The sequence below is a fragment of the Streptomyces sp. NPDC127114 genome (genome assembly GCF_042677525.1).
GTDB lineage: Bacteria > Actinomycetota > Actinomycetes > Streptomycetales > Streptomycetaceae > Streptomyces.
In genome coordinates, this window is sequence record NZ_JBHXTJ010000019.1 from 61,347 (window position 1) to 76,817 (window position 15,471).

General features: G+C 73.4%; 11 protein-coding genes. 8 read left to right on the forward strand and 3 right to left on the reverse strand.

The window, feature by feature from the left end; translation table 11 throughout:
• Window positions 1–15: 15 nt before the first annotated feature.
• The 4 genes from ACFVGS_RS20405 to ACFVGS_RS20420 all read left to right on the forward strand — a co-directional run bounded on the left by ACFVGS_RS20405 (window position 16) and on the right by ACFVGS_RS20420 (window position 5,564).
• On the forward strand, window positions 16–2,781 hold the full coding sequence (locus ACFVGS_RS20405) for an AAA family ATPase (protein WP_384423218.1): 2,766 nt from the start codon (window positions 16–18) through the stop codon (window positions 2,779–2,781).
• A gap of 177 nt (window positions 2,782–2,958) precedes the next feature.
• Entirely contained in the window at window positions 2,959–3,831 is an 873-nt protein-coding gene (locus ACFVGS_RS20410) for an NAD-dependent epimerase/dehydratase family protein (protein WP_385693248.1), read from the forward strand.
• Window positions 3,824–4,642, forward strand: coding sequence for an MBL fold metallo-hydrolase (locus ACFVGS_RS20415; RefSeq protein WP_384423222.1), 819 nt, complete (start codon window positions 3,824–3,826; stop codon window positions 4,640–4,642). Before ACFVGS_RS20410 ends, ACFVGS_RS20415 begins: the two co-directional genes overlap by 8 nt.
• Window positions 4,643–4,922: 280 nt before the next feature.
• On the forward strand, window positions 4,923–5,564 hold the full coding sequence (locus ACFVGS_RS20420) for an HAD family acid phosphatase (RefSeq protein WP_385693249.1): 642 nt from the start codon (window positions 4,923–4,925) through the stop codon (window positions 5,562–5,564).
• A gap of 99 nt (window positions 5,565–5,663) precedes the next feature.
• Here the strand turns inward: ACFVGS_RS20420 and ACFVGS_RS20425 are convergent, their stop codons facing one another.
• Window positions 5,664–6,161 (reverse strand): hypothetical protein, encoded by a 498-nt coding sequence (locus ACFVGS_RS20425; protein WP_384423225.1) that lies wholly within the window; start codon window positions 6,159–6,161, stop codon window positions 5,664–5,666.
• 96 nt (window positions 6,162–6,257) lie between these two features.
• Here ACFVGS_RS20425 and ACFVGS_RS20430 point away from each other — a divergent pair, with 96 nt between their 5' ends.
• Window positions 6,258–6,947 carry a lipoprotein gene (locus ACFVGS_RS20430; RefSeq protein ID WP_384423227.1) on the forward strand — a complete coding sequence of 230 codons (690 nt, stop codon included), beginning with the start codon at window positions 6,258–6,260 and terminating at the stop codon, window positions 6,945–6,947.
• A gap of 112 nt (window positions 6,948–7,059) precedes the next feature.
• Here the strand turns inward: ACFVGS_RS20430 and ACFVGS_RS20435 are convergent, their stop codons facing one another.
• Window positions 7,060–8,589 (reverse strand): ricin-type beta-trefoil lectin domain protein, encoded by a 1,530-nt coding sequence (locus tag ACFVGS_RS20435; protein WP_385693250.1) that lies wholly within the window; start codon window positions 8,587–8,589, stop codon window positions 7,060–7,062.
• Window positions 8,590–8,729: 140 nt separating this feature from the next.
• On the opposite strand from ACFVGS_RS20435, the gene ACFVGS_RS20440 reads away from it, so the two are divergent.
• The 3 genes from ACFVGS_RS20440 (at window position 8,730) to ACFVGS_RS20450 (ending at window position 13,010) form a co-directional block, all read left to right on the forward strand.
• Window positions 8,730–10,124, forward strand: a complete 1,395-nt coding sequence (locus ACFVGS_RS20440; RefSeq protein ID WP_385693251.1) for a class II fumarate hydratase — start codon at window positions 8,730–8,732, stop codon at window positions 10,122–10,124.
• 65 nt (window positions 10,125–10,189) lie between these two features.
• Window positions 10,190–10,855, forward strand: a complete 666-nt coding sequence (locus ACFVGS_RS20445; protein ID WP_385693252.1) for a DUF402 domain-containing protein — start codon at window positions 10,190–10,192, stop codon at window positions 10,853–10,855.
• 301 nt (window positions 10,856–11,156) lie between these two features.
• The gene (locus ACFVGS_RS20450) at window positions 11,157–13,010 is read left to right on the forward strand and encodes a SpoIIE family protein phosphatase (protein WP_384423235.1); all 1,854 of its coding nucleotides are present in this window, start codon (window positions 11,157–11,159) and stop codon (window positions 13,008–13,010) included.
• A gap of 95 nt (window positions 13,011–13,105) precedes the next feature.
• Here ACFVGS_RS20450 and ACFVGS_RS20455 read toward each other — a convergent pair whose 3' ends face one another.
• Entirely contained in the window at window positions 13,106–15,295 is a 2,190-nt protein-coding gene (locus ACFVGS_RS20455; RefSeq protein WP_384418679.1) for a transglycosylase domain-containing protein, read from the reverse strand.
• Window positions 15,296–15,471 lie beyond the last annotated feature (176 nt).

Consider the following 15,471-nt stretch of genomic DNA (forward strand, 5'->3'; position numbering starts at 1 on the left):
GAAGGGGGAACACCGATGAGCGACGGGGGCCTGAGCGGTCGCGATCGAGAGCTGCGGTTTCTGGAGGAGCTGCTCGCGGGGGCGGCGGAGTGCCGGGGCGGGGCCGTGGTGCTGCGGGGCGAGGCGGGCTCGGGCAAGACGGCGCTGCTGGAACGGGTCGCGGACCTGGCGGACGGGGCCACCCTGCTGCGGTGCGTCGGGGTCGAGTCGGAGGCGGCGCTGCCGTACGCCGGGCTGCAGGTGCTGCTGCGGGGAACGCTGGAACGGGCCCGGCGCCTGCCGGGCCACCAGCTGCGTGCGCTGCGCGGGGTGATCGGGCTGGACGGCGCGCCGGGTGGCGACCGCTTCCTGGTCGGGGCGGCCACGGTGAGCCTGCTCGGGGAGCTGGCCGAGGAGCGGCCGGTCCTGGTCCTGGTCGACGACGCGCACTGGCTGGACCTGGAGACCGTGGACGCCCTGCTGTTCGCGGCCCGCCGGATCGGTGTGGGGCGGGTGGCCATGGTGTTCGCCGCGCGCGAGGGCTCGCCGTCCTTCGACGGCACGCCGGGCCTGCCGGTGCTGCACCTCGGCCCGTTGACCGACGAGGAGGGCGCGGCGCTGCTCGCCGGGCGTGCACCCGATCTGCACGCGGCGGTGAGCAGCCGGATCCGCGGGCTCGCCCAGGGCAATCCGCTGGCGCTGGTGGAGCTGGCCGGTGCCCTGACGGCGGCCCAGCGGGACGGGAGCGAGCCGCTGGACGCCCGGGAGATCGCCGTGCTGCCGGCCTCGTGGCGGGTGCGGCGGATCTTCGACCAGCGGATCCGGGCGCTGCCCGGGCCGACGCGCCGACTGCTGACGGTCGCGGCGGCCGACGACACCGGTGACGTGGCGCTGGTGGTCGCGGCGGGGGAACTCGTGGGCGCGGCCGCCGCGGACCTCGGCCCCGCGGAGGCGGCGGACCTGGTGCGGGTGTCCGGGCGGCGGCTCGTCTTCCGGCATCCGCTGGTGCGGGCCGCCGCGTACCAGGGGGCGGTGCTCGCCGAGCGGACGGCCGCGCACCGGGCACTCGCCGAAGCGGCGCCGGCCGGCGGGGACATGGGCCGCCGGGCCTGGCACCTGGCAGCGGCGACCGTCGGCTACGACGAGGAGGTGGCGGCCGAACTGGAGCGCAGCGCCGAGCTGTTCCGCTCCCGCGGCGGTCGCGCGGCGGTCGCCGCGGCCTATCGGCGGGCGGCGCGGCTGACGGAGGATCCGGAGGCCCGGTCGCTGCGGCTGGCCGCCGCCGCGGCGGCGGCCGCCGAGGCCGGGCAGGTGGAGCTCGCGGCCGCGCTCGCCGACGAGGCGGGCACGGTGAGCAGTCCGCCGGCCGTGGCCCGGCTCGCGAGCGTGCGGGCGGCGCTGGAGCACAGCGGGGGTCGCCCGGAGTCGGCGCGTCTGCTGCTCGTCGAGGCGGCCCGCGAGGTGACGCCGCACCGGCCGGCCACAGGGGCGTGGCTGCTGTTCGAGTCGGCGGCGATGGCCTGGGACGCGCCGGACCCGGTCGCGGCGGTGCGGGACACCCGGGCGCGGCTCGCCGGTCTGGACTTCGGCGACTGCCCGGTGCACCGGGGCGCGGGCGGAGTGCTGGACGCGCTGGCGGGTGATCCGGTGGTCGGCGCGGCGGCCATCCGGGAGTTCGCCGGGTACGTGGTGCGGACCCGGCACGAGCGCAGTCTGTCGGACCAGGTGCGGCTGCACGGCTGGGACATGCTGCTGGGCGAGTACCGGGGCGTGCTCGACGAAGCGGTGGCCCTGGAGCAGGAGTGCCGTGCGGAGGGTGCCGTGGGCGTGCTGCCGCGTGTGCTGTTGCGCCTCGCGCGCTGCCGGCTGTTCCTGGGCCGGCACCGGGACGCGTACACGACGGCGGTCGAGGGTCTGGAGATCGCCCGCGACACCGGGCAGCGTCACCTCGCCGCGTTGCTGTGTTCCGTCCTGTCGGTGCTCGCCGCGCTCGACGGGGACGAGGCCGGGGTGACGGAGCCGGGCCGCCGGGCCGATCCGGACGGCCGGGCCGGTGGCGAGCTGTGCTCCGGTGTCGCGTCGCACCCGGCCTCGCTGACGAGGGCGCAGGGCCTCCTCGACCTCGGGCTCGGCCGTTACGACGCCGCACTGCAGCGGTTCGACGCGCTCACCGGCGGCCCGTACCGGCATCTGATGCTCTCCGTGCACAGCCTGCCGGACCAGGTGGAGGCGGCCGTGCGGCTCGGCCGGGTCGCCGACGCGGCTCCGGCGGCCGAGCGGTTCACGCGCTGGGCGGGGGCCACCGGGACGCCGTGGGCCGGGGCGGTGGAGCTGCGCTGCCGCGCCCTGCTCGCCGCCGACGAGGCGGCGGAGGAGTGGTACGCGCGGGCGCTCGCGGCGCACGAGGGAGACGGCCGCCCGTTCGAGGAGGCCCGTACGCGGCTGTTGTACGGGGAGTGGCTGCGCCGGGCGAAGCGCCGGCGCGCCGCCCGGGAGGCGTTGACCGTGGCGCTCGCCGCGTTCGAGCGGACGCAGGCGGGGGCGTGGGCGGACCGCGCGCGTACCGAGCTGCGGGCGCTGGGTGCGGCTCCGGCCCCGGCGGGTGCCGTACCGGACCTCGCGGGCCGGTTGACGGCGCAGGAACTGCGGGTGGCCCGGCTGGCGGCGACGGGACTGAGCAACCGGGACATAGGGGCGCGGCTGTTCCTCAGCCCGCGCACGGTCGGCTACCACCTGTCCAACGCGTACCCCAAGCTCGGCGTGACGTCGCGGGCCGCCCTGGGGGCGCTCGACCTGGGCTGAGGGACGGCCGCGGAACGCTTGCCCACCGCGAGCCCGGTGACCGACCCCGTGACCGGCCCGGCGGACCGACCCCGGTACGGCATCCAGGTCATCTGACGGATGCGCAGGACCCGCCGGTGTTCGTACGGTTGCCCACGTTCGACGAGCGACCGGCGGGTCCGCCGGAGGGGAGAGGTCATGAGGGTGCTGGTGCTGGGCGCGACCGGCTACATAGGTTCCGCGGTGGTGGCGCGGTTGACGCTGGAGGGCCACGACGTGGTCCCGCTGGTGAAGGACGCGACCGCCTGGGATCCCGATGTGCCGGTCCGGGTCGGCGACCTGGCGGACCCGGCGTCGCTGCGCGCGGCCGTGACCGCCGACGTGGACGCGGTGGTGAACCTGGCGACGCCGACCGGCGACGAGGCCGTGGACACGGCCGCGCTCGACGCGCTGCTCGCGCCGCTGCGCGGCACCGGCCGGGCGTTCGTGTACACCAGCGGCGTCTGGGTGCTGGGCGCCACCGAGGAGGCGCCGGTGGACGAGGACACGGCGACCGACCCGATCGCCATCGTCGGCTACCGGCCGCGGATCGAGCAGCGGGTCCTGGCCGCGGCCTGGGAGAACGTCCGCGCGGTCGTGGTGCGCCCCGGCATCGTGTACGGCCGCGGGGGCGGCATCCCGGCGATGATGACCGGCTGGGCCGAGGAGCACGGCACGGGCCGGTACGTCGGCTCGGCGGCGACCCGCTGGCCGATGGTGCACGTGGACGACCTCGCCGAGCTGTACGCCCTGGTCCTCGCCAAGGCCGAGGCGGGCGCGGTGCTGCACGGCGTGGCGCACGAGGCCGTGCCGGTCGCCGCGGTCGCGGCGGCCGCGGACCTCGCGGCCGGCGGCACCGGCCGGGCCGAGCCGTGGCCGGTGGAGCAGGCGGCCGAGGCGCTCGGGGCCCCGTTCGCCGAGGCGCTGGCGCTGCACCAGGTGGTGTCGGGGCAGCGGGCCGCCGAGGTGCTCGGCTGGCGTCCGAGCCGGCCGTACGTCCTCACCGAGCTCGCCGGGGGCACCCGTGGCTGACTCCGGCATCCCCACGCCCCCGATCTGCCGCACCTGCGGCACCCAGTACGCCGAGCCGCGCCCCGACTGTCCCGTCTGTCTCGACGAGCGGCAGTACGTGGGCCGGGACGGTCAGCGGTGGACGACCCTGGAGGAGCTGCGCGCCGAAGGGCAGACGGGCCGCTTCGAGGAGGAGGGGCCCGACGTGCTCGGCGTCGGCTACGCGCCGGGCTTCGCGATCGGGCAGCGTGCGCTGCTGCTGCGGACCTCCGCGGGGAACGTGCTGTGGGACTGCGTGCCGTACCTCGACGACGCGATGGTGCGGGCCGTCGAGGAGCTCGGCGGCATCGACCACATCGCGATCAGCCACCCGCACTTCTACTCGACGATGGTGGAGTGGGCGCACGCCTTCGACGCGCCGGTCCATCTGCACGAGGCCGACCGGCGGTGGGTCGGCCGGCCCGACCCGGCGCTGAGGTTCTGGAGCGGCCGCACCCACCGGCTGGGCGACGAGCTGACCCTGATCAACCCGGGCATCCACTTCCCGGGCAGCGCGGTGCTGCACTGGAGCGCGGGCCAGGGGGCCCTGTTCACCGGCGACGTGGTCAACGTGTGCCCGGACACGCGCTGGGTGACCGTCATGTACAGCTACGCCAACCACATACCGGAGCGCCCGGAGGCCGTGCGCGCCGCCGCGGGCCTGCTCGCCGGCTACCGCTTCGAGCGGATCTACGGCGCCTGGTGGAACCGCGTGGTGACCTCGGGCGGCAACGAGGTCCTGGCCCGGTCGGTGGAGCGCTATCTGCGCTTCGAGGAGGGGCTCGTCGGCTAGGGCCTGTCCGGCGGACCCGGCCGTGATCCGCCGGAGAGGCCCTGGCTGCCGTCTCTTCCGGATCTCGGCCGGGTCCGCGGCGTCTGGTGCGGCCGGGGCGTCGCCGGCCTCTCGCCCGGGCGGTCGCCGTCGGCCCGCGCGCCACTGAGGGGTCCCGGGCCCCTCTCGTCGATCTGCGCTCAGAAAGTCGCTACCGACCGGTAGCCTTCCGGCCACCTACTAGCCAGTATGGGTCGCGAGCATGTCAACCACTGAGCCGGTCGACCACTCGGGAGCCCCCATGCCCTCCACCCCCCTCATCAGGCGCGCCGCCGCCGGCAGCACCGCCGCCCTCGGCCTGACGGCCCTCCTCGTCGTCGGGCCCGCGCCCGCCGCGTCCGCCTCGGATCCGGACAGCCACCACACCTCCACGGCCGCCATCCAGGACATCGACTACACGACCTGGCGCAAGGACGTGGCCGCCGTGGTCGCCGAGGCCCGCCCGTACATCGAGGAGCGCACCGAGGACGCCGACGGGGAGAAGCAGGCGATCGTCCTCGACATCGACAACAGCTCCCTGGAGACCGACTTCCACCCCTTCTGGGAACTGCCGACCCCGGCGATCCCCGAGATCCGCGAGCTCGTGCGCGACGCGCACGACCGCGGCGTGGCCGTCTTCTTCGTCACCGCCCGTCCGGGGATCATCTACTCCCTCACGGACTGGAACCTGAAGCAGGCCGGCTACCCGGTGAACGGCCTGTACGTGCGCTCGCTGCCCGACCTGTTCGCCGAGGTCAGCGCCTACAAGACGGCCAAGCGCGCGGAGATCGAGGCCAAGGGCTACACGATCATCGCCAACATCGGCAACAACACCACCGACCTGGTCGGCGGCCACGCGGAGCGCGCCTTCAAGCTGCCGGACTACGGCGGCAAGCTGTCGTAGTCCGGCAGCGGGCCGGACGGCCTAGGCCGTCTCTTCCGGATCTTGGCCGGGTCCGCGACGCCTGGCACGGCCTATCCGGCCCTGATCCGGAAGAACGGCCTAGCGGCTGAGGTGGAACTCGAGTCGCGAGTAGTCGCCGTCGGGGGTCGAACGGATCCAGCCGCGTACGTCCTTGAAGTCGCCGGTTCCGCCGGTGACGGCGATGTCGAAGGCGGCGGGCGCCTCGTCCGAGGGGTCGAACGACACCAGGTTCTGCCCGGTGAGCTGGCCTCCCGGACCGCCGGTCAGCGCGAAGGTGCCGATGCACATCATGTCGCCCGGGTCGCCGGTGCGTACGACCGTGCAGGTCACGCCGTCGCGGCCGACCTTGTCGCCGCCCTTGGTCTTGTACAGGTCGTCGGCGAAGGCGAAGGAGTCCCCGACCTTGGGCGCCTGGTCGCCCTGGTCCTCGCCCTCGCCGGGGACCTCCTTCGAGTAGAGCGTGAACTCGAGCCCGTTGCTGCCGGCGGCGGCCGACGCCGGAGCGGCGGCGGCGAAGGTGACGGCCGCGACGGCCGCCGCACCGAGCGCGCCGGCCCTCCTGAAGCTGCGGATCATGTCCTGCCTCCCGTGGGATGGCGGTCTTCCCCGAGGCCCGCCCACCATTGTCCGGCCCGCCGCGGTGGGCCGCACCCCGTCGTGGATGATGAGCGCATGCCAGAGAGAGCACCGATACGTACGGCCGCCTCCGTCGCCCTGCTGACGGCCGGGCTGCTGCTGACCGGGTGCGGGACGGAGACGGACCCCGCCGGTCCGTCGACCCCCGCGTCCGGCGCGAAGAGCTCGGCGGCCGCGCCCGACGCGCGGAGTTCGGCCCCCGCGAAGGGCGCCGCTGCCGCCGCGCCCGCCGGAGCGCTGGGCGGAGCCGGGACGGACTGCGTCCTGCCGGTCACCTTCTCGCTCGCCGCGGACTGGAAGCCGAAGGCGATCGACGCGCCCGCGAACGCGGAGGTCGCCGATCTCCTCGAGGGGCTCTACCGCCAGGGCCCGGCCACGGCGGTCTGCGAGGTGGACGCCAAGCCGGCCGGCAACATCGGCTTCCTGAGGGTGTGGACGGCCCCGAAGGGCTCCGTGCGCGGCACGCTGGAGGCCTTCGTGAAGGCGGAGGACGGCTCCCGCGGGGCGGTCTACGCCGAGACGAAGGCGGGCACGCTCCCCGCCGTCGAAGTGACGTACGCCGTGCACAGCGAGGTCATGGAGGAGACGAGCGACAAGCGCGCCCTCGCCGTCGCGACCCCGGGAGGCGTGGTCATCGTCCACCTCGGCGGGCTCGACTCGGAGGAGCACCGGGCGATGCTGCCGGCGTACGAGCTGGCGAAGTCGACCCTGAAGGTGTCGTCCTGACGGCGCCTGACGGTGCCCGGAAGCCCTCCTGACGGCGCCGCACCCGGAGCCGTGGCCCCCCGTCCCGCACCGGACGAGGGGCCACGGCGTTCTGTGAGGGCCTGCTGCCGCCCTACGCGAAGCGCTGGTTCGCCGAGCCGTCGCAGGCGCGCAGCCTGATCGGCTCCTTCGCCGCGCCCTGGGTGAGGCAGAGGCCGGTCGCCGCGGCCGGGCGGACGGTGGCGCCGTCGCGGACGAACCTCTGGTTGGCGGCGCCGCTGCAGTTCCACACGATGAGCGCCTTGCCGGCCTCGTAGGCCGCGCCGGGGACGTCCAGGCAGCGGTCCTGGGTGAGTTCGGTGTGGAGGGTGCCGCGGGCGGAGTCGTACCACCAGCCCTGGTTGCGGCCGCCGTGGCAGTCCCAGCCGAGGACGGCGGTGCCGTTGGCGGAGTCGGAGGCGTTCAGGTCGAGGCAGTTGCCGGTGGCCGCGTTCTTCAGCGGCTTGTACGCGTCGTCCCAGGCGAGCGGGAACAGCTTCGGGCTGCCGGTCGAGTTGACGTCCGCGCAGCTCGCCTCGCGCAGGCCGGAGTCGTAGATCTGGGTGAGGCAGGACGCGAAGGCGCCGTGGCCGCGGTAGTTGGGGTGGAACGACTGCCGGGCGGTGTTCTCGTCCCACGGGAAGTGGTCGGCGAGGTCCAGGTAGAGCCCGCGGGCCCAGGCGTCCTCCATGCAGACCTCGTGGCCGTGGAAGAGCCGCGAGTTGTCCAGGTACACGGCGCCGGTGTTGCGGGCGGCGGCACGCATGCCCTTCTCGAAGGCCGGTACGGCGTGGTTGCGGCCCCACTTGGCGTCGGAGTCGTAGCCGGCGCAGCCGCCGGGGAGCTTGCCGGGGAAGTTCGGGTTGTCGTAGAAGTCGGGGCCGATCGGGCTCGGGTAGCCCATGACCACCAGTTTGTACGAGTCGTCGGTGTAGCCGGCGTCGCGCATGACCGTGCGCAGGTCGCCGATGGTGGCCTCGACCTTGGGGCGCAGCCCGTCGACGCGTGCCTGCCAGCCGGGGGCGTACTTCGGCTCGCAGGTGCCCTGGCTGAGGACCCAGCGGGTCACGCAGTCGGTCATGACGGGGCCGAACTGCAGGTCGTCGTTGGCCCCGGCGACCAGCACGATCATCTTGATCCGGGTGTTGCGGGCCTTGACGGCGAGGCTGTCGCTCTGGACGAGCTCGTCCGCGTACTGCTTCGAGCCGCCGATGCGGATGTTCCCCGAGTAGGCGCCGGAGCAGGCCACGTTGAAGGTGAGGTCGGCGGCGATCCCGGTCCGGTGGATGGCCGTGTCGGGCGAGCGGTGGCACTGGTTGGACGAGGTGTTCGTCGCCGGGTCGTAGGTGCCGACGCCCTCGCCGGAGATCTCGCTGTCGCCGAGGGAGATCAGTCCGCTCTTGCGCTGCGCGAGCGGACGCTCCTCGGGGCTTCCGTAGATCGCGGTGGCCTCGGCGGCCCGGATGGCCTCCAGCTCGGGGCGGAGCGGTACGGAGGTGATTCCGGCCGTGGTACTCGTGTCGGCCGCTCCGGCGGGGGCGGCGGCCGTCATGCTGCCGAGGGCGGCCGCGGCAGCGGCGAGGGCCGCGACCGGCCAGCGGAGTCTGTACCTGGTGCGCGTCATTGCGCCTCCTGGAAGTGGGGTTACCCACGGTTTTTACTGGCCGGTAAGCGACTTGGGAATACGTCGAACAAGACAAGTGCTCATCTTTTTCGGGGGGTTCGGGGGTCGCCCCGGAAGACACAGCAGGAGGTTGACGAACCATGAGCAACGAAGACGGCTACCGCGTCGAGCACGACTCCATGGGCGAGGTCCGGGTCCCCGCCCATGCCAAGTGGCGCGCGCAGACCCAGCGCGCGGTGGAGAACTTCCCGGTCAGCGGCCAGCGCCTGGAGCGCGCCCACATCGAGGCCCTCGCCCGGATCAAGGCCGCGGCGGCCAAGGTCAACGCCGAGCTCGGCGTGCTGGACGAGGACGTCGCGCGGGCGGTCCAGGAGGCGGCGGAGGAGGTCGCCGACGGCCGCTGGGACGAGCACTTCCCGGTCGACGTCTTCCAGACCGGCTCGGGCACCTCCTCCAACATGAACACCAACGAGGTGCTGGCGACGCTCGCCGGCGAGCGCCTGGGCCGGGACGTCCACCCCAACGACCACGTGAACGCCTCGCAGTCGTCCAACGACGTCTTCCCGTCCTCCATCCACATCGCGGCCACCGCCGCCGTGACCCACGACCTGATCCCGGCCCTCGACCACCTGGCCGCCTCCCTGGAGCGGAAATCAGCCGAATTCGCGAGCGTCGTGAAGTCCGGCCGCACCCACCTCATGGACGCCACCCCCGTCACCCTCGGCCAGGAGTTCGGCGGTTACGCGGCCCAGGTCAGGTACGGGATCGAGCGGCTGCGCGGCGCGCTGCCGCGGCTCGCCGAACTCCCCCTCGGCGGCACGGCGGTCGGCACCGGCATCAACACCCCGCCCGGCTTCTCCGCCGCCGTGATCGCCGAGGTCGCCCGCACCACCGGACTGCCGCTCACCGAGGCCCGCGACCACTTCGAGGCCCAGGGCGCCCGGGACGGTCTCGTCGAGACCTCGGGGCAGCTCAGGACCATCGCCGTGTCGCTCACGAAGATCGCCAACGATCTGCGCTGGATGGCCAGCGGCCCGCGCACCGGCCTCGCCGAGATCAACCTCCCCGACCTCCAGCCGGGCTCGTCGATCATGCCGGGCAAGGTCAACCCGGTGATCCCCGAGGCCGTCCTCATGGTCGCCGCGCAGGTGACCGGAAACGACACCACGGTCGCGGTGGCCGGCGCGGCCGGGAACTTCGAGCTCAACGTCATGCTGCCGGTCATGGCCAAGAACCTGCTGGAATCCGTACGCCTTCTGGCCAACGCGGCCCGGCTGCTCGCCGACCGCACCGTCGACGGGATCACCGCCAACGCCGAGCGGGCCCGCGAGTACGCGGAGTCCTCGCCCTCCGTCGTCACGCCGCTGAACAAGTACATCGGCTACGAGGAGGCCGCGAAGGTGGCCAAGAAGTCGCTGGCCGAGCGCAAGACCATCCGCGAGGTCGTCCTGGAGTCCGGTTACGTGGAGCGCGGCGACCTCACGCCCGAGCAGCTCGACGAGGCCCTCGACGTCCTGCGCATGACCCGCCCGTGACCGTCGCTGACCGATCCGTGACCTTCACCGCAGCGGCGCCGGGAACCCACCCCTAAGATCTGCGCATGACAGGATCCGGCCGCCCTCAGCACTGGGCGCCAGGGGACCACATCCTCTGGCGCTACCGCGACAACGGCACCGGCGACGTGCACATCTGCCGCCCGGTGACCGTGGTCCAGGACACCCCTGAGCTGCTCGCGGTCTGGATGGCGCCCGGCACCGAGTGCGTGAAACCGGTCCTGGCCGACGGCACGCCCGTCCACGAGGAGCCGCTGGCCACCCGGTACACGGCGCCGCGCACCACCGTCCGCGCCCACTGGCACGGCACCGGCGTGCTGAAACTGGCCAGGCCCGGCGACCCGTGGTCGGTGTGGCTGTTCTGGGAGCGCGGCTGGCGCTTCCGCAGCTGGTACGTGAACCTGGAGGAGCCCCGTACCCGCTGGTCCGGCGGCATCGACTCCGAGGACCACTTCCTCGACATCTCCGTCTACCCCGACCGCAGTTGGCTGTGGCGGGACGAGGACGAGTTCGCCCAGGCGCAGCGGGCCGGCCTGATGGACCCGGCGCTGGCCGCCCGGGTGAAGGAGGCGGGCAGCGCCGCCGTCGAGCTGATCCGGGCCTGGGGACCGCCGTTCTCGGACGGCTGGGAGGACTGGCGTCCGGACCCGGCCTGGCCGGTCCCCGAACTGCCCGCCGACTGGGATCGCACTCCGGCGCACACGGCTCCATGAGACTCTTGATGCGCCCCCAGGGGGCAAACGTAGGATCGTCCTCCGCAAGTCGGCCGACCGGACCCGACCGCACCCGGTCGATCCGACGGCACGTCATACACCCGGCACGGCGCAGGACCTGACCACACGTCATCCAGATTGCTTCATGAGGGGGAAGAGCAGTGCCGGACCTGCGCGCGGACGCCCCGCCCCCCTCCTCCACATCGACCTCGTGCCGGTGGTTTAGCCCCGCCGAAGGCGCGGCATCGGCGAGAAGAGCGCGTGCAACGCACCACCGGCCCGGACGGACGGAATCCCAGGCGTGACGGAGCATCCCACCTCCCACGAAGGCCGCAAGGCGATGGCCGACCGGCCGCAGGAGCGCACCCGCCCCCGGCAGGAGACGGCGGCGGCGGCGCCCGCGGCCGCCGTCGCCGTGCCCGCACCGGCGCCCGGCGGCGGCATGGCGGGCCCTGACGGCGCGGCGGCGCGCCGCGAGGGCGAGCGGCTGCGGTTCGTGGGCGCCGCGACGCGGCGGATCGCGCGCGGCCTCGACCTCGACGAGATCGTCCTCGGTCTGTGCCGGGCGACCGTCCCCACCTTCTCCGACGCGATCCTGGTCTATCTGCGCGACCCGCTGCCGGTCGGCGACGAGCGGCCGGCCGAGCCGTTCGTGCTGCGGCTCCGCCGCACCGACCGGCTGCGGTTAGCGGACGTGGAGGGCGAGGAGCTGGTCCTCGTCCCCGACCCCGACCCGACGCCCGCGGCGGAACTGTGCGAGGTCCGCTCGGGCGGCGCGCTGGCGGAGGTGCTGCGCGGGGTGCGTCCGGTGCCGGGCGACTCCCCCGCCGCCCGCGCCGCGCTGCCGGAGCTGCTCGGCCCGGACCACCCGGTGCCCGGCGGGCAGCGGGCGATACTCGCGCCGCTGCGGGGGCGGCGCCGGGTGATCGGTGCGGCGGTGTTCCTGCGCCGTCCCGAGCGGGCCGGCTTCGAGCCGAACGACCTGCTCGTGGCGGCCCAGTTGGCGACCCACACGGCGCTCGGCATCGACAAGGCCGTGCTGTACGGGCGCGAGGCGTACATCGCGGACGAGCTGCAGCGCACCATGCTGCCGGACTCGCTGCCGCAGCCGACCGGCGTGCGGCTCGCCTCGCGCTACCTGCCGGCGGCGGAGACGGCCCGGGTCGGCGGCGACTGGTACGACGCGATCCCGCTGCCCGGCAGCCGGGTCGCGCTGGTCGTCGGCGACGTCATGGGTCACTCGATGACGTCGGCGGCGATCATGGGCCAGCTGCGCACCACCGCGCAGACCCTGGCCGGCCTCGACCTGCCGCCGCAGGAGGTGCTGCACCACCTGGACGAGCAGGCCCAGCGGCTCGGCGAGAACCGCATGGCCACCTGCATGTACGCGGTGTACGACCCGGTCTCGCACCGGATCACCATCGCCAACGCGGGCCATCCGCCGCCGATACTGCTGCACCTGGGCGGCCGGGCCGAGGTGCTGCGGGTGCCGCCGGGCGCCCCGATCGGCGTGGGCGGCGTGGACTTCGAGGCGGTGGAGCTGGACGCGCCGGCCGGTGCCACGCTGCTGCTGTACACGGACGGCCTGGTGGAGTCCCGGCTGCGTGACGTGTGGACGGGCATCGAGCAGCTGCGGGAAAGGCTCGCGGCGACGGCCCAGTTGACCGGTCCGGACCACTCGCCTCCGCTGGAGGCGCTGTGCGACGACGTGCTCGACATGCTCGGCCCGGGCGACCGGGACGACGACATCGCGCTGCTCGCGGCCCGCTTCGACGGGATCGCGCCGAGCGACGTGGCGTACTGGTTCCTGGAACCGGAGGACGCGGCCCCGGGCCGGGCCCGACGGCTCGCCCGGCGGGCGCTCGCGCGCTGGGACCTGGAGGACCTGACGGACTCGGTGGAGCTGTTGATCAGCGAGGTCGTCACCAACGCGGTGCGGTACGCGGAGCGCCCGGTGACGCTGCGGCTGCTCAAGACGGACGTGCTGCGCTGCGAGGTGGGCGACGACTCGCCCCAGCTGCCGCGGCAGCGGCGGGCGCGGGACACCGACGAGGGCGGGCGCGGGCTGTTCCTGGTGAACAGGCTGGCCCGGCGCTGGGGCGCGACGCGGCTCTCGGGCGGCAAGGTGGTGTGGTTCGAGCTGGCCACGCGCTGAGCCCGTACCCGTACCCGAACCGTCATCCCGTACGTACGACGACGGCCGGACCCCTCCTCGGGGTCCGGCCGTCGTCGTCCGTCAGCGGCCCGGTGTCACTGGCCGCCCCGGCCGCCGTCGACGATTCCCGTGTCGCCGTCCGGAGTGGGCACGATCGTCGGCTCGGTCGGCTTCGTCGGCGTCGGCTCCGGCGGAGTCGTCGCGGTCGACGTGGGCGGCTGGGTCGGCGTGGTCGCGGTCGACGTGGGCGGCTGCGTCGGGGTGGTGGTGCCCCCGCTCTCCGTCGGCGTCGGCGACGGAGAGCCGGTGGTGGCCGTCGGCGTCGGGACGGTGTCGCCGCCCGAGGTGCCGTCGGTCTCCAGGTCGAAGGTGGCGTCCGAGCCGCCGCCGAGCGCGGCGGTGGTGTACGCGCCCCAGATCTGGGCCGGGGTGCGGCCGCCGTTGGCGCGGCCCGGGTTGATGGTGTCGGTCAGGGTCACCTGGTTGCCCTTGGCGTCCTCGCCGAAGAGGCCGACGGCGGTGACGAGTTCGGGCGTGTAGCCGACGAACCAGGCCGAGCGGTTGTTCTCGGAGGTGCCGGTCTTGCCGGCCGCCTGGTAGTCGCCGGCGGCGCGGAAGCCGGAGCCGGACTGGACGACGCCCTGCATGGCCTTGGTGGTGGTGTCGGCGGCCTCGCGGCTGATGACGCGCTCGCCGACGGACTTCACCGGGTCGGCCTTGCGGTCCTTGTGCTCGGCGGACTTCACGAGGGTCGGCGTGACCTTGACGCCGTGGTTGTCGAGGGTGGCGTAGACGCCGGCCATGTCCAGGGTGGAGGCGCCCATGACGCCGAGCGACATGGCGGGGGTGGCACCGAAGTCCTGGCCGTCCTTCATGCCGAGGGCGATGGCGGTCTGCTTGGTCTTGGTGGGGCCGACGTCCACGATCATCTGGGCGTAGACCGAGTTGATCGAGCTGTTGGTGGCCTTCTGGACGGTGACCGGGCCGTAGCTCTGGTTGTCCTCGTTCTCCGGGGCGAAGGGGATGGCGCTGCCGACGACCGGGCGCTTGCTGGTGCCGTCGTAGACCGTGCCGAGGCCGATCTTCCGGCCGTCCTGGGTCTCGGCGCCGTTGTCGAGCGCGGAGGCGAGGACGAGCGGCTTGAAGGTCGAGGCGGGCTGGTAGTCGCGCCGGGTGGCGTTGTTGGTCCAGTGCTCGGTGGCGCCGACGCCGCCGTACATGGCGACGACCGCGCCGGTCTTCGGGTCGACGGAGGTGGCGCCGGCCTGGACGGTGGCCTGCTTCTTGTCGCCCTTGCGGTCGATCTTGTCCTCGAGCTGCTTGTCGACGGCCTTGACCAGGGCCTTCTGCTTCTTCTCGTCGATGTTGAGGGTGATCGTCCAGCCGCCGGCCTTGAGGTCCTCCTCGCTGACGCCCTGGCGCATGAGCTCCTGGTTGGCGGCCTCGACGATGTAACCGCTCTGGCCGCTCAGACCCTTGGGGGCCTTGGGCTTCTGCGGGGCGGGGAACTTCAGTCCGGCGCGCTTGCCGGCGTCCAGCCAGCCTTCCTCGACCATGTTGTCCAGGACGTAGTTCCAGCGCTGCTCGACCAGCTTGCGGCCCTCCGGTCCCGCCGAGGTCCAGTCGTACTGGCTGGGGGCCTGGAGGACGGAGGCGAGGTAGGCGCCCTGGCCGACGGTGAGCTTCGTCGCGTCGACGCCGTAGTAGGCCTGGGCGGCGGCCTGGACGCCGTAGGCGTTGCGGCCGTAGTAGCTGGTGTTCATGTAGCCGGCGAGGATCTCCGGCTTGGACATGTTCCGGTCGACCTTGAGCGCGATGACCATTTCCTTGAGCTTGCGCGTCGCGGTCTGGTCCTGGCTCAGGTAGTAGTTCTTGACGTACTGCTGGGTGATCGTCGAACCGCCCTGCTTGCCCTTGCCGGTGAGGGTGTTCCACGCGGCGCGGACGGTGCCCTTGATGTCGACGCCGTTGTCCTTGTAGAAGGTCTTGTTCTCGGCGGCGACGAAGGCGTGCTGGACGTCGAGCGGCACCTTGTCCAGGCCCACGATCTCGCGGTTGATCTTGCCCGTGCGGGCGAGCACCTTGCCGTTGGCGTACTTGTAGACGTTGCTCTGGAGGGTCGCGTCCGCGTTGGCGGAGGGCACCGGGACCATCAGGTAGAGCACGTAGAAGGCGCCCATGACGAGCAGGCAGCCCACGAAGAACGTGCCCAGGAGTTTCTTCCAGGTGAAGAGGCGGCGTATCCGCCCGCCCTTCTTCGCCTGTCCCTTGCCGTTCCGGCCCATGTCCGCGTTCGCTCCGCTCGTCGTCGAATCAGCTCAGAAAGCTAACACCGCCCAATACGACAAAGGGCGATCGATCCGGCATTTCAGGGCGTGAGAATCAGCACCCACTCCCGACGGAACCGACGCTCCAGAGGCGGAGATGGTTGTGTGCCGCCGGTCACAGCCCGTTCGTTCGA

Bases quoted from the DNA above. Each gene is read 5' to 3' on its own strand.
- ACFVGS_RS20405 (WP_384423218.1), top strand. From the start codon at position 16: ATGAGCGACGGGGGCCTGAGCGGTCGCGATCGAGAGCTGCGGTTTCTG.
- ACFVGS_RS20410 (WP_385693248.1), top strand. From the start codon at position 2,959: ATGAGGGTGCTGGTGCTGGGCGCGACCGGCTACATAGGTTCCGCGGTG.
- ACFVGS_RS20420 (WP_385693249.1), top strand. From the start codon at position 4,923: ATGCCCTCCACCCCCCTCATCAGGCGCGCCGCCGCCGGCAGCACCGCC.
- ACFVGS_RS20425 (WP_384423225.1), bottom strand. From the start codon at position 6,161: ATGATCCGCAGCTTCAGGAGGGCCGGCGCGCTCGGTGCGGCGGCCGTC.
- ACFVGS_RS20430 (WP_384423227.1), top strand. From the start codon at position 6,258: ATGCCAGAGAGAGCACCGATACGTACGGCCGCCTCCGTCGCCCTGCTG.
- ACFVGS_RS20435 (WP_385693250.1), bottom strand. From the start codon at position 8,589: ATGACGCGCACCAGGTACAGACTCCGCTGGCCGGTCGCGGCCCTCGCC.
- ACFVGS_RS20440 (WP_385693251.1), top strand. From the start codon at position 8,730: ATGAGCAACGAAGACGGCTACCGCGTCGAGCACGACTCCATGGGCGAG.
- ACFVGS_RS20445 (WP_385693252.1), top strand. From the start codon at position 10,190: ATGACAGGATCCGGCCGCCCTCAGCACTGGGCGCCAGGGGACCACATC.
- ACFVGS_RS20455 (WP_384418679.1), bottom strand. From the start codon at position 15,295: ATGGGCCGGAACGGCAAGGGACAGGCGAAGAAGGGCGGGCGGATACGC.